Annotated in this window: 16 protein-coding genes; 8 read left to right on the top strand and 8 right to left on the bottom strand. The window is 63.5% G+C overall.

Annotated features, from left to right (window positions below; genetic code table 11):
* Positions 1-34: 34 nt before the first annotated feature.
* Complete coding sequence (locus I6F21_RS21595) at positions 35-379, bottom strand: hypothetical protein (protein WP_225142161.1); 345 nt, start codon at positions 377-379, stop codon at positions 35-37.
* On the opposite strand from I6F21_RS21595, the gene I6F21_RS21590 reads away from it, so the two are divergent.
* Positions 378-1385, top strand: a complete 1008-nt coding sequence (locus tag I6F21_RS21590) for an RluA family pseudouridine synthase (protein ID WP_225142164.1) — start codon at positions 378-380, stop codon at positions 1383-1385. The genes I6F21_RS21595 and I6F21_RS21590 overlap by 2 nt on opposite strands.
* 218 nt (positions 1386-1603) lie before the next feature.
* A complete protein-coding gene (gene rpoH / locus I6F21_RS21585; protein WP_036009602.1) occupies positions 1604-2503 on the top strand; it encodes an RNA polymerase sigma factor RpoH in 900 nt (299 codons plus the stop codon).
* A gap of 120 nt (positions 2504-2623) precedes the next feature.
* Here rpoH and I6F21_RS21580 read toward each other — a convergent pair whose 3' ends face one another.
* The 4 genes from I6F21_RS21580 to I6F21_RS21565 all read right to left on the bottom strand — a co-directional run bounded on the left by I6F21_RS21580 (position 2624) and on the right by I6F21_RS21565 (position 6221).
* Positions 2624-3250, bottom strand: a complete 627-nt coding sequence (locus tag I6F21_RS21580; protein ID WP_225142166.1) for an N-acetylmuramoyl-L-alanine amidase — start codon at positions 3248-3250, stop codon at positions 2624-2626.
* 33 nt (positions 3251-3283) lie between these two features.
* Positions 3284-4483 carry a GGDEF domain-containing protein gene (locus I6F21_RS21575; RefSeq protein WP_225142167.1) on the bottom strand — a complete coding sequence of 400 codons (1200 nt, stop codon included), beginning with the start codon at positions 4481-4483 and terminating at the stop codon, positions 3284-3286.
* 707 nt (positions 4484-5190) lie between these two features.
* Positions 5191-5802, bottom strand: coding sequence for a LysE family translocator (locus tag I6F21_RS21570; protein WP_225142169.1), 612 nt, complete (start codon positions 5800-5802; stop codon positions 5191-5193).
* 44 nt (positions 5803-5846) lie between these two features.
* The gene (locus I6F21_RS21565) at positions 5847-6221 is read right to left on the bottom strand and encodes a response regulator (RefSeq protein ID WP_036009616.1); all 375 of its coding nucleotides are present in this window, start codon (positions 6219-6221) and stop codon (positions 5847-5849) included.
* A 121-nt stretch (positions 6222-6342) separates the two neighbouring features.
* Here I6F21_RS21565 and I6F21_RS21560 point away from each other — a divergent pair, with 121 nt between their 5' ends.
* Positions 6343-7170 (top strand): SDR family NAD(P)-dependent oxidoreductase, encoded by an 828-nt coding sequence (locus I6F21_RS21560; protein WP_225142172.1) that lies wholly within the window; start codon positions 6343-6345, stop codon positions 7168-7170.
* A gap of 146 nt (positions 7171-7316) precedes the next feature.
* On the opposite strand, the gene I6F21_RS21555 is transcribed toward I6F21_RS21560, so the two are convergent.
* Positions 7317-8123, bottom strand: coding sequence for a lytic murein transglycosylase (locus I6F21_RS21555; RefSeq protein ID WP_225142174.1), 807 nt, complete (start codon positions 8121-8123; stop codon positions 7317-7319).
* A 146-nt stretch (positions 8124-8269) separates the two neighbouring features.
* Between I6F21_RS21555 and I6F21_RS21550 the strand changes: the two genes are divergently transcribed.
* The 3 genes from I6F21_RS21550 to I6F21_RS21540 all read left to right on the top strand — a co-directional run bounded on the left by I6F21_RS21550 (position 8270) and on the right by I6F21_RS21540 (position 9874).
* Positions 8270-8776 carry a hypothetical protein gene (locus I6F21_RS21550; protein WP_109145267.1) on the top strand — a complete coding sequence of 169 codons (507 nt, stop codon included), beginning with the start codon at positions 8270-8272 and terminating at the stop codon, positions 8774-8776.
* A 16-nt stretch (positions 8777-8792) separates the two neighbouring features.
* Positions 8793-9131, top strand: coding sequence for a hypothetical protein (locus tag I6F21_RS21545; RefSeq protein WP_225142176.1), 339 nt, complete (start codon positions 8793-8795; stop codon positions 9129-9131).
* A 506-nt stretch (positions 9132-9637) separates the two neighbouring features.
* Complete coding sequence (locus I6F21_RS21540; protein ID WP_036009587.1) at positions 9638-9874, top strand: hypothetical protein; 237 nt, start codon at positions 9638-9640, stop codon at positions 9872-9874.
* 18 nt (positions 9875-9892) lie between these two features.
* On the opposite strand, the gene I6F21_RS21535 is transcribed toward I6F21_RS21540, so the two are convergent.
* Both I6F21_RS21535 and I6F21_RS21530 read right to left on the bottom strand, forming a co-directional pair.
* Positions 9893-10270, bottom strand: coding sequence for a DCC1-like thiol-disulfide oxidoreductase family protein (locus tag I6F21_RS21535; RefSeq protein WP_225142178.1), 378 nt, complete (start codon positions 10268-10270; stop codon positions 9893-9895).
* Between the two features lie 388 nt (positions 10271-10658).
* Positions 10659-11660 (bottom strand): AraC family transcriptional regulator, encoded by a 1002-nt coding sequence (locus I6F21_RS21530; RefSeq protein ID WP_225142179.1) that lies wholly within the window; start codon positions 11658-11660, stop codon positions 10659-10661.
* A 197-nt stretch (positions 11661-11857) separates the two neighbouring features.
* Here I6F21_RS21530 and I6F21_RS38860 point away from each other — a divergent pair, with 197 nt between their 5' ends.
* The gene (locus I6F21_RS38860; protein ID WP_346656826.1) at positions 11858-12331 is read left to right on the top strand and encodes an AraC family transcriptional regulator; all 474 of its coding nucleotides are present in this window, start codon (positions 11858-11860) and stop codon (positions 12329-12331) included.
* A gap of 64 nt (positions 12332-12395) precedes the next feature.
* On the top strand, positions 12396-13154 hold the full coding sequence (locus tag I6F21_RS21520; RefSeq protein WP_225134855.1) for a hypothetical protein: 759 nt from the start codon (positions 12396-12398) through the stop codon (positions 13152-13154).
* Positions 13155-13184: the final 30 nt, after the last annotated feature.

Here is a 13184-nt window from a genome sequence, read left to right as displayed (position 1 = left end):
AAATTTGTCCGCCGCAAGGACCCCGAGGGGCGTTTTACGGCTCATTGGCGAATTTCAGCCGTCCGGTCGACTTCAGGGTATGGGCATCGAAGGTGCGGATCTCGATGATTCCGCCGAGATCCAGCGTCACTACGAGGCGGTCGCCGGCGACCCCGGTCGAGACGATTCTGGCGCCCTTGGGCAGGGTGGCAGTGACATCGCTTGCCGCTTCGACCGCCCTTCCCTCAGACTTGAAAAGGCGGTAGCCCACCGCGATCAGCACGGCGCAGAACGCCAGCGCCGTGGTCAACCCCGCGATCAGCATCATCCGCCGCACCCGCGCGAACAGCGCGGCCTGCTCGGGGGTCGGTTCGGGAACAGCGGTGTCAGACGTCGTCATGGAAAGCCCTGGGTCAGCGCAAAGGTTGGAGGTTGTGGTCGAAGGCTCCGAGGGCTCGGCCCGGCTCGACCGCGTGCTGGCGGCGCGCCTGCCGGAGCTGTCGCGATCGAGGCTGAAAGCCCTGATCCTGGCGGGCGCAGTGCACCTGAAGGCCTCCGCGGTCCGCGACCCCGCTTATCACGTCGCATCCGGCGATACGATCATAATCGACGTGCCGGAAGCGGCGCCCGCCGAGCCCAAGGGGGAGGACATCGCCGTCGATATCGTGTTCGAGGACGACGACATCGTCGTCCTCAACAAGCCCAAGGGCCTCGTCGTGCACCCCGCGGCCGGCCACGAGACCGGCACCTTGGTGAATGCGCTGATCGCCCATTGCGGCGCCTCGCTCTCCGGCATCGGCGGAGTGCGCCGGCCCGGGATCGTGCACCGGCTCGACAAGGACACGACGGGGCTGATGGTGGTTGCCAAGAACGATCTCGCCCACGCTTCATTGACGGCGCAATTCGCCGATCACGGCCGCACCGGCGCGATGCGGCGCGGCTACATGGCATTCGCCTGGGGCGTGCCGAACCGGCACCGCGGCACCGTCGAGGCGCCGATCGACCGGCATCCGCATGCACGCGAGAAGATGGCCGTGCGCCAGGGTGGCCGCGAGGCGGTGACGCATTGGGAAATCCTGGAGAGCTTTCATGGACGCGACGGCAAGGGCGTCGCCGCCCTGCTCGCCTGCGAGCTCGAGACCGGCCGCACCCATCAGATCCGCGTCCATCTCGCCCATATTGGCCACCCGCTGATGGGCGATGCCGTCTATGGCCCGCATTTCAAGACCAAGGCCAACCAGCTCGGCCCCGAGTCGCAGGCAGCTTTGGCGGCGCTGGGGCGGCAGGCCTTACATGCTTACCTGCTGGTATTGGAGCACCCGAGGACGGGAGAATTACTGCACTGGGAGGCGCCTTTGCCGGAGGATTTGCTTCTCCTGGAACGTGCGCTCAAGGCGGCGCTATGACGCAGGCCGCTTCAGAAAGCCTTTACATTACAAAAAGTTATAGCTGCCACACGGGGACGTGACGTCAGCAATCCTTCCCTTTTTGACCCCCGATGGGGTATATTGCGTCTGCGTTGAAATGACCAACGCGGAACATCGCAGCTACGGCCGGCTTTAACACAGCGGTCGTCTGCCTGGCCCGCCGCTATCGGGGGCCTGAACCTTTTGGAGGGCGCACTATGGCCCGTACCGCTGCTTTGCCGGTCCTCAATGGAGAATCCGGCCTTTCTCGCTACCTCGCCGAGATCCGCAAATTCCCGATGCTGGAACCGCAGGAGGAGTACATGCTCGCCAAGCGTTGGCGTGAGCATGACGATCGCGACGCGGCACACCAACTCGTCACCAGCCATCTCCGCCTCGTGGCCAAGATCGCCATGGGCTATCGCGGCTACGGCCTGCCGATCTCCGAGGTCGTCTCGGAAGGCAATGTCGGCCTGATGCAGGCGGTGAAGCGATTCGAACCCGAGAAGGGGTTCCGTCTCGCCACCTACGCCATGTGGTGGATCAAGGCGTCGATTCAAGAGTACATCCTCCGTTCGTGGTCGCTCGTGAAGATGGGCACCACCGCGAACCAGAAGAAGCTGTTCTTCAACCTGCGCAAGGCGAAGAGCAAGATCAACGCGCTGGACGAAGGCGATCTCCGCCCCGACCAAGTCAAGTTGATCGCCAAGCGCCTCGGCGTCACCGATCAGGACGTGATCGACATGAACCGCCGCCTCGGCGGCGATGCGTCACTCAACGCACCGATCCGCGACGATGGCGAAGCCGGCGAATGGCAGGACTGGCTGGTCGACAACACGCCCAACCAGGAAGCCATGATGGCGGAGCACGAGGAGTATGATCACCGCCGTGACGCGCTGAACGGCGCCATGGGCGTGCTCAACCCGCGCGAACGCCGCATCTTCGAGGCCCGCCGCCTCGCCGATGAGCCGATGACGCTGGAAGACCTTGCTGCCGAGTTCGGCGTGTCGCGCGAGCGCGTCCGCCAGATCGAGGTCCGCGCCTTCGAGAAGGTGCAGTCCGCGGTCAAGGGCACGATCGCAAAGGCCGAACAGGCCGCGCTGGAAGCCGCGCATTAAGCGCGGCGGCTCAGCGCCAGAGATTGGCGGATCGAAAGAGACGAAAAGCCGGCGGCAACGCCGGCTTTTTGTTGGTGGGATGCGAACTGCGCCCGATAGCGGTGCGTGTGGGCACACCGCCTACTCCCCCCATTGCCTTGCCATCGTCGCGAGCGTGCAGCCTTCGCAATAGCGGGCGTCCTTGTAGTCGATCCAGTTGTGCGCGTAGACCCGCTCGAGCGGGATGTCGTAGCGCGCGCGCAGCACTTTCACGAGGATCTTCCACGCCGCGACCTGTGCCTCCGTCGGCCCCGCCGTCACGTCGGGATAATTGCCGGCGAACTCGACGCCGATCGAATTGTCGCGCACCACCTGGCGGTAGGTCGGACGGTTGTCGATGTACTTGTTGTCGTTGCGGTTGGCGCCGTCGCCGTGGGTCGGCACGAGGTTCTCGGCGACCGCCCAATAGACCGTGCCGTCGGTCTCGACCCAGACCGTGACGCCGCGCCGCGTCGGGTTCTTCGCCTGCGCCTGCGCGCCGCCGCGGGCCGAGCCCGCCGGTCCCTCGGTCTGGTGCACGATGATGTTGCGCCAGGGTTTTGCGTTGCGGACCTCGCCCCACGGCGCCAGCCAGACGATCTTCAAGCCGGGGATGTCGGGCGTGCCGGAGGCGCGCGCGAGCCTGGCGAGTTCGGCATCCGCAGCAGCGGCGGGGACGATCGGAAGGAGAGCGGCTAACGCGGCCGCGAGCAGGCGAAATATCATCATGCGGGGTCCAATGCGACCCAAGCCTAACAGGCTTTACGCGAATGTCCTCACCGTCCCGACAGACTCGGGCGATAGCGGCGGGGCGGGGTCATAGACCGCAAAATCGTTCTTGCCGTTCTTCTTGGCGGCATAGAGGGCGTGGTCGGCATTGGCCATCAGGCGGTCCGGGAATTGCCCGATGCCGCGGTCCCACTCGGCAACCCCGATCGAGATCGCGATCGGAATGTCGCGGCCGCTGCAGCTGGCGGCATCCTGACGGCAGACCTCGAGCACGCGGCGGGCGATCGCGGCCGCCTCGCGCAGGGACGAGGACGGCAGCACGATGCAGAACTCGTCGCCGCCGGTGCGGGCGAGCATGTCACCGGGCCGCAAGCGCGTCTGCGCCATCAAGGTGAAGTGCTTGAGGCAGGCATCGCCGGCGGCGTGGCCATGGGTATCGTTGATGGTCTTGAAGCCGTCGAGGTCGATCACCAGCAGCGAGAACGGCTCACCGCTGCGCTCCGAACGGGCGCATTCCTCGGTCAGGCGCTGCAAGAGATGCCGCCGGTTGGCAACGCCGGTGAGATCGTCGAGCAACGCGAGGTCGGCGACCTCGCCTCGCAAGCTGTCCATCGCCATCAGCAGGAAGCCGAAATTAAGGGTCATCGACAGGAACAGCAGCCCGAGCACCATGATCGCATGGGCCTGGCCGCCGGCGCGCGCCGAGAGATCATAGCCAAGCAGATTGCCCGCGGTGCGCGAGAGCAGAATCGCAATGATGCTGAGGATGACGATGCCGGACAGCTTGGCGCCCGGACTGACGCGGCCTTCCGGCGACAACAACAGACGCAGCGCCAGCACCAGCGGCAGGGCCTGACCGAGCGTGTAGCTCAGCATGCGCAATTGCATGTGCTCGAATCCAACCATGAAGAGCACGACGCCGGCAAGGCTCAAGCACCCTGTCGCGGTCATCAGGCGCCACGAGACCGGCCGGTCGTAGAAGCGCTGAATTCCCATGGCGGCAAGGCAGCTCGCAGCGATGACACCGCCGGCGCCGAGCAGCAGCGGCAGCGGAGAGGCGACGAACAGACGGATCAAGGCCGTCATCGCGCCGGCGGCACCGACGAAGGCCGATGCCATCCAGAACCGCGCAGCCGCGAAATTCGGATAGGAACGCGTCACGTAGGCCCAGATCACGCCGAGCGCCAGGAAGTTGACGACGAAGACCGTCCACAATGTCGGTACGTTCAGCATGACGCGTACAGCACGCGCAGCGTCCCGCCCCCCGATCCCGGCAGCCGTCCGTCCATGACCCATCCCCGTTTTCTTGCGGAAGACAATGCGATGGTTGCGCTTAATGGAGTCTCACTGCGGCTCGCGAAAACGCGCCCTTGGTTTTGGATTCATGAACGGCACGCGGCTATTGCCGGATCGTTAAGGCTGTCGCGGCCGATGGCCGTGCTGACGCGTGGAGCGGATTCGCGCCAAAAATCACCCGAAAGTGCATCTGAGCTGTGGATAACAGGATGACACGGATGTGACGACGCGGGGCAGCCGGCTCCGAATCTGCTGAGTTTGTCGTCGAGGATGTTGCGAGGCTGGCCCTCCGCCGAGCACCCTCGTGTCGCGTTCCACCATTAACCCTTGAGAGGATACTATGGCTAAGAAAGCGAAGAAGGCGGCGAAGAAGAAGGCGAAAAAGGCCAAGAAGGCGAAGAAGAAGTAACGAGGCTTCTGTTTCTTTGCCCGGGTGGAGTGAGCTCCGCCCGGGCGTCGGGTCGATCGAAGGTGGCGGGCGCAAGGCCCGCTTTTTTATTGTGCGAGAGTTCGAAGTGTACCCGCTCTAACAGCGTCATGGCCGGGCTTGTCCCGGCCATCCACGCCTTGCCGCACAGTCCGAAGAGCGTGGATCCCGGGACAAGCCCGGGCATGACGAGACCTTTCGAGAGGTAAAGAAGAAGCTATCGCTCCGACAACGCCAGCTTGGCGCCGAGCGCGGCGAAGCCGGCGGCAAAGGAGCGGCGCAGCCAGGCCATGACGGCCGGGCGGGAGATGACGCGCTCGCGCACCGCGGCGGCGCAGAAGCCGTAGAGGACGAACACCGCGAAGGTCATCACCATGAAGGCGCCGCTCAATTCCAGCATGCGCGCCAGCACATGGGCCTCGTCCGCCGCGACGAATTGCGGCAGGAAGGCGAGGAAGAAGATCGACAGTTTTGGATTGAGGATGTTGATCAGGAAGCCGGTGACGATGACGCGGCTGCTCGACCGCTCGCGGATGTCGCCGCCAACCGCCAGCGCCCCGGTCTCGCGCAGCGCCTGCCAGGACATGTAGAGCAGATAGGCGACGCCGCACCATTTCAGCGCGGCGAAGGCGAGCGCGCTGGTGTGGAGCACGGCGGCAAGACCGAGCATCGCCGCCGCCATGTGCGGCACGATGCCGAGCGTGCAGCCGAAGGCGGCCGCCACGCTGGCGCGCGAACCGCGGGTCAGCGCCGCAGCGAGCGTGTAGAGCACGCCGGTGCCGGGGGAAGCGACGACGATGAGCGAGGTGAGCAGGAAGGACCAGGTCATGGGCCGACCTTATCACCGCAGCGCGCTGCGAGAAAGCGGGCGCGTCAGGACAGCTGAGCGATCTCGGCCTCGCGCAGCACGTCGAGCGGCGCCCAGGGCTTGGCCCAGAACTTGGCGCCGTCGGGCAGGGCCTGCTTCAAGGGCCGGCCCGAGGTGACGACGACGTCGAGCTTCGGATTGCGGTCCTTGGCGACATGCGCGAGCTCGACGCCGTTCATGCGGCCGGCCAGCTGGACGTCGGTCAGCATCAGGCAGAGCGCGCCGGCGTTCTTGTCGAGCACGCGCTCGGCGGCCTCGGCGCTTTCGCACTGGATGACCTGGTAGCCGCTCTCCTCCAGGAGGACGCAAAGCATCTCCCGCTGCATGGCGTCGTCTTCAACGATCAGCGCTGTCGCGCGTAATGGCGTCGCTTGTCCCATCGGCGGCTCCCAATGCATGCCCTCATAACGGATGTTAAAAACCCAGGCGGACGTGGGTTCGGTTTCATTTCAAAAAAAAGTAATTCATAGTTCCATCATCGGGGACTTGACGGGGGAACTCATGACGACGATTCGGGGCGCCGCCGCCATCACGGGAGCCGCGAGCGGCATCGGCCGGGCGCTGGCGATCGAGCTCGCGCAACGCGGCTGCGACCTCGCACTGGCCGATCGCGACGAGGGTGGATTGAAGGCGCTCGCGGCGGAGATCGGAACAGCGCGCAAGGTCAGCCTGCATCGCGTCGACGTCGGCCAGCCGAGCGACATCGCGCAGTTCGCAAGCGAGGCGGTCGCCGCGCATCCTTCCCTCGGCATCGTCGTCAACAATGCCGGCGTTGCGCTGATGGGCACGTTCGAGGAGATCGACCAGGCCCAGATGGACTGGCTGTTCGACATCAATTTTTGGGGCGTGGTGCACGGCACACGCGCCTTCCTGCCGCACCTGAAGACGATGAGTGAGGCCCACATCGTCAACCTCTCCTCGATCTTCGGCATCATCGCCCCGCCGGGCCAATCGGCCTATGCCGCGGCGAAGTTCGCGGTGCGCGGCTTCTCGGAGAGCGTCCGGCACGAGCTCAGCGTCGCGGGCAGCGCGGTGAAGCTGTCGGTCGTGCATCCCGGCGGCATCGCCACCGCGATCGCGCGCAACGCCCGCACCGGCGTCGGCGTCACCGACAATGCCCGCCGCGCGCAATCGATCGAGCGGTTCGAGAACGCGGCGAAGACCTCGCCGAAGGACGCGGCACTGCGCATCATCAGGGGCATCGAGCGGAACGAGCCGCGCATCCTGATCGGCAACGACGCCCGCTTCATGGACCTGCTGCAGCGCTTCCGTCCGGGAACCTATTGGGCGCCGCTGCAGCGGCGGCTGGCGAAGGGGATAGAAAAGTAGCCAGGAGCGCAACGGCCTCCACACCCACCGCTGTCATTCCCCGCGAAGGCGGGGAATCCAGTACGCCGTGGCTTCTCGGCTCTAGCCGCGCCGTCTCTGGAATACTGGATCACCCGCCTTCGCGGGTGATGACACCGAGGATGTGGTCACTGCCCCATCAGCCGATCGGCGAAATAGCCGATGGTCTTGCGGTACACCACCGCCCTGTTCCACTCGCGCATCGCCTCGAAGTTCGGCGTTCCCTCGCCATAAGGCTGGCCCATCTTGAAGCCGCTCGTGTGCAGGAGGTTCGCGGTCGAGGCGAGCACGTCGGGGATGCTGTGGCGGAGATCGACATGGCCGTCGCCGTCGAAATCGACGCCGTACTTGATGTAGGACGATGGCAGGAACTGGGTCTGGCCGATCTCGCCGGCATAGGCGCCGATCATGTCGCGCAGCTGCAGGTCACCGCGCTGCACGATCTTGAGCGCGGCCAGCAGCTCGCCCTGGAACAGATCGGTGCGGCGGCAATCATGCGCGAGCGTCGCCAGCGTGCGGACCACCGGCAGCTTGCCGGTGTCGCCCTTGCCGAAATCGCTCTCCAGCCCCCAGATCGCGACCAGGATATAACGGGGCACGCCGAACTTCTGCTCGACGCGCGAGAGCAGCGCGGCATGCCGCTGCAGCATCGCGCGCCCGCCATTGATGCGGCCGGGGCCGACCCGGGTCGAGACGTACTGCTCGAAGGTCTTGTTGAAGGTGTAGCGCTGGCGCCGGTCGAAGGCGAGAACCGCAGGGTCGGGCGCAACGCCGCCGAGCGCCGCATTGGTCACGCTCGCCGAGACGCCGGCGGCCTGAGCCTCCTGCGCCATGCTGGCGATGAAGCCGTTGAAGTCGCCGCCGCAGCGGGCGGCCTGCGCCGATCCGCCGGCCAAAGACAAGATGAAGGCGGCAGCGAGAAGCAGTCTCGGCATGTGGAGCAATCCCCCAGAGAATTCCAGTGCGAAGCAGCGCGCGGATCATGCCCGGGAACGCCGTGAGCGTCAAAGCACAAGGCTTGATCCGCATCAAACCGTCTCACGCCGTGCTTTCTAGACTGAGCCGAGCAGGAGAACCACACATGACCGGAATAACCTTGAGCGCCGAGCAGATCCGCAATGCGCCAGCACCAGTGCGGCAATGGATCGAGCAGGAGGTGATCGCCGCGCTCGGCCTTGCGCCACGGACGCCGGCGGCCGCGCCGCCGCAAGTCCCCCACCTCGTCGCCTGCAGCGTGGAAGACATGGCCGGCGTGCTCGAGCACATCCGCGGCGCGCTTCCGGCCGTGAACGTGCTGTTCGAGCTCGGCCGCCCCGGCATCAGCTTCGGCCGCCCCGCGGTGATGACGTTCCGCCTGATGGACCTCCTGCATCACACGCGCCTCTCGGACGTCAGCGAGGTCATGACGTGTCTCGAGATGATCAACCAGGCGCTAACCGAGGTGAAGAAGGACGCTTCCGTGCGGTTCTGCGGCTTCGACAATGAGGGCCATTGCCTGATCGCGCCGCAGACGCAACAGAGCATCGCGACGTTGTGGCAGACCATGATGGAGCGACAGCAGGCCGCGCGCGCCGCGCCGGCGGCGTGAGGGGAACGTCATCGCCATGCCCAATCGCCAGCAGCCTCCATCAACCCGCTCGCTCCTCCGCATCCCGCTATTTCGCCTGCTCGCCATCAATCTCGCGATCGGCGCCTGCGCCGCCGTGCTATTGGTCGGCGGCCTGCTCTGGCTCAATCCCGGGCATCTGCGGGAGCTGATCTTCGCCGACCGCGCACCTGCCATTGCGCTCGTGCTGCTGCTCGCTTCCTTCCTCATCACCTTCGGCTCGGCCGCGATGGGCAGCGCGATCATGGCGCAGGGACGCAAGGAGCGTAGCAACAAAGGCGGCGGACGGGGATCGCGGCTCGCCGTGCAGGAGCTGGTGCACCGCCGGCGGGATTGAGGCGCGCAGCGCGAAGCGTGCGCGTCGGCGCCGAAACAAAACCGCAAAAACAACCCCATGCACAGTAGAAGTCTTGATGTGATCTTTGCGATTTTTCCGAATCAACGTTGACCGTCGGGCAAAACAGTGGTATGGTGCCAACATCGCAAGACTCCAGACGCTGACGCCCGCGCGCTCTCGTGGCCTTCCGAGAGCGCAGCAAGATGAACAAAGTACTTCGAGGATCCAAAGCATCTGATTTTCGAAATTGTGGGAAATCGCGATATCCATCAACTGCATATCTGATGCGCCTGCTGCGACATCGTCGCGCGACGATTTACCTTGCCATCGCGGCGCGCCTTCTATAGCCTTCTATTTTAGGTTGTCGCCCTGCCAGCCCCGGGCGACGCTGAAAAGATAAACGGCGGGCTTCGGCCCGCCGTTTATTGAAGGGCGTGGCGACGATCGCGAAGGTCACAATCCCGAAAGTCATTTGACTGCGGCGTCCTGATCGAGGACAAGCCGCCATGGCCAAAAAACCCGGAACCAACCCCAAAGGCGAATTCGCCTTCTTCAACGTCGTCTACGAAGACGATTCCCAACGCTCCAACCGCCGCGTCCCTTCCGAACTGCTCGGCGGCCTCGACGGCGACGAACCCGCCCGCAACTTCATCATGGAACAGGACCGCGAGATCGCGGAAAAGAGCGGCCGCCCGGCGCTGGAGATCAAGCGGATCGAGCGGGTGGGAGCGAAGAAGAAGTAGGCGGGCACAGCGGGGCGTTCACCAGCGCCCGCTCCATTTATTCCAGGCAAATAGCAGATCGGCAAACCGGTCATAGGCAAACCGCGTGATCGGCAGCGCCACGCGATTGCCTGATAGCGCCGCAAGCCACCCCTGCCCCGGCGTCAACCGCCACAGCGCAATCGCGACATCAGCGCCGACGACGAGCCGCCCGGCCTCATCCGTCGCGTGTAGGCGCCGCCTGATGTCGTCGAGCGAAGCGCCAAAGTGCGCCAGTGCATCAGGCTGCTCGTTGATGTCCCTGAACTCGACGGTGCCCGCGCGCACCAGCGCCAGCAGCTTGTTGCGCTGCCAGTCAATGCCGGCGTCGCAGACGGGGCAGCGGGTGTTGTAGTAGACGGTGAGGTGGGGTGGCATCAATGAGCCTTTCTCGTCGGAATTATAGTCCGAGAGAAAGCCAGATGAACGCCTTCGGCTGAAGCTGCCGATACAAAGGCACAAAGAAGGACGACCCGACCTCGGCCCGCCGAATTGCGCGGCAGCCTCGACGGCGACGAGCCGGGCGCAACCTCATTGGGAGCAGCATCAAGAGTCGCGTAAAAGAGCGGGAGGTCGGCGCTGGAGATCGAGCGGATTGAAAGGAGGCGAAGAAGAAGCAGGGTTCGGCCCTATCCCCGTCATTGCGAGCGCAGCGAAGCAACCCAGATACGTCTGTGGGGATGGGCGGCAGAGCAGACCTGATTTGCTCAACTTGAGTTCTTCGCATTGACCCGAAGCGGACAGGATGCAGCGAATGGCAACTCGACTATCGAGGCCTCCATTGCTCGCGGAATTGGCCGGGCGTCACGCCTGCAACCCGGCGGAATGCACGGGTAAAATGGGCGGGATCTGCGTAGCCCGAAGCAAACGCAATGTCGATGATCTTGGAATCCGTATCGCGCAAAAGCTTTCTGGCATTTTCAAACCTCACGGTATCCAACAGCCGCGAATATGTCATCCCGGCGCGAGATAGCTTGCGTTGAAGGCTGCGTGCGCTGACCCCCGCCATCTCCGCGACTTCCGCCAGCGCCGGAGGCCGCTCGTCAATGTAGGATGGAAGCATCAGCTTAAGTGCGTGGATGAAGTCAAAGTTCGAATGTTCGACAAGATCGCTCTTCGGATGTGAAGGAGCTTGATCCAATCTGTTAGGAAGGCCCAGCAATGAAACAGGTACGTCGATCCACGAGGCTTCTTGACCAGACAGGAAGCGGGACGTCGGCCAGAAAGACCGACATGCCGGACCCGGCGTGTATCGTGCCTCAAAGGCGATAGTTGCCGGTGCCCAGTCCGGACCGGCGAATTGCCGGACGATGTAAATCGGGAAAACGTTCTGAAGCCATTGTGAATGCTCGAGATGCTGAAGTCCGGCAGTGCCGGCTAGCTTGCTGCAATAGCGAACATGGTCGCCGTGGCGCTCCACCCAGTTGCTCAAGTTTGAATCTTCGAGCGAAGCCAATCTACAGGCCTGGTGCAGCGCGACGAGCAAAGTCGGGGAATGACTGATTAGATACCTGGTCTTCTCACTAAGGTGCGCGAAATTGAGCGACTTGGCAGCGTGGAATCCGAAATCCTCGATACCTTGCGACCGGCTGGCAAACTCCGCAAATTCGATCGCAGGTAAGATCGGCACGTAATGATCGGCTTTTTCCTCCAGAGAAGCGGGCAACCGATATTTTTCCAATAACGAAGCGGTTGGCGCGCCGAGATTATTCAAAATGTCAGCGAATGGACTGAGGTGCTGACAACGCGTCAAATGAATCTTTGGCATTGGTGCGTCTCGATCACTAAAATTCAGCGCACGAGCGGCGTCGCAGGACGACAGCTCCCTACCCGGGGAGAGCTGACGCCTGTCACGCGCTTAGATTATCAGGACTGCAAGGCTCTTTGCTTGTTTTTGTCGTCTGGCAATGCCTCCAGAGGATCTCAGTCCCACCTCATTCCATTCGACGAAAGTTTTGGCGCCCGATGGCCAGATGGGCCTTTCAGCTTCCCCTAGTCCCATGGACTGATTTTTCACTGTGGGAGCATGGGCTTCAGGCCTGCCGCCAAACGATGAGAGCCGTCCGCTTGCCTTCATCCACGGCGGTCCGCGCCGCCATCGTTGCATCACTGCGGCACGGTGACGCAACCCTTGATAGCACAGCGCATGCGCTCAGAATTAGTGGGCGCACATTGCAGCGTCATCTCGAACGCATGGGCACGAGCCACAGCAAGATGCTCGACGAAGTCCGACTAGAGATTGCGTGCCGCCTGCTGGCCAATACGAGTAAGCGCTTGTCGGATATTGCAGAATTTCTCGGATACACGAACGCGAGCAGCTTCAGCCGTGCTTTCGTGCGTTTGATGAAAATTCAACCTATCGTTTATCGGAGACAGCAACGTGGCCGCGAGCATGATCGGTCGCTTGTCCGCCGACGTTCTCGCACTACTAGCCGCTGAATGATTCCTGACGATTGGCGCGAAATGGCAAGACGCGCCGCGTGATTTGGCGCGAAATGCAGAGATGCCGCCGGCACTAGCGACGGTTTATCGCTTTCGAATTGCTCACGTGCTGCTCGAGGAAAACAACCAGCCTGCAAAGGAGAAGACCGCTATGACAATCCGCCTGGCCTTGATCGCGGTCTGCGCCGCTGGCTTAGTGGTAATTCCGCACAAGCTCCTTGCTCAATCTTCGGCCGAACCCAAGCCGCACATTCCGCTTGAGAAATCGATTGGTCAGGCCAAGCCGGAAGTGGTCCCATCGCTTTTTGTCCTCAACTCGCGCGGGGTGAGCCTGAAAGAGGGTAAGCTGGTGCTAAGCGGCGTTTCTCCGAATGCGATTGTGTTTGCCGACCGACCCGTTCGTGCCGCCGGGCATGATCTGACCTCCCGGATTGTCGAGGACTGGGGCCATGGCAGCGACAACTTCGCTAAAGACCCGCCCAACGCCACGGTGTCAGGATTCAAGAAAGACGGATCGTCGGTGTTGGATGCCGTCGTCGTGTTGAAATCCCCCAAGCTTGAAGGTGATAAGCTGACGTTCGACGTCGATATCCTCGAAGGTGATCTCGCCGGGGCGGACGGGCCGGCATCTGTCTTTATCGATATCATTGGCCGTCCGTTGACGCCGTTGTCTTTCGCCGGCGTCGCTCGCCGCACCGCCTGGCGCGGAGCGTTCTACCGCGGCGCTGCCGTGGCAGGAGCCGCTGCTGTGGCCGGGGCTGCGGCGTATCCCTATTACTCACCGCGCTGCGGCTACTACCCCTATCCGCCCTGCTATTGAGCCGTTCGCCCGAGTGGCTCCGTTGCAAAG

It is taken from the genome of Bradyrhizobium sp. NBAIM03 (genome assembly GCF_020194055.1).
Lineage (GTDB): Bacteria > Pseudomonadota > Alphaproteobacteria > Rhizobiales > Xanthobacteraceae > Bradyrhizobium > Bradyrhizobium yuanmingense.
Note: the sequence above shows the minus strand (reverse complement) of the source record. Positions and strands in the feature narration are given on the sequence as shown.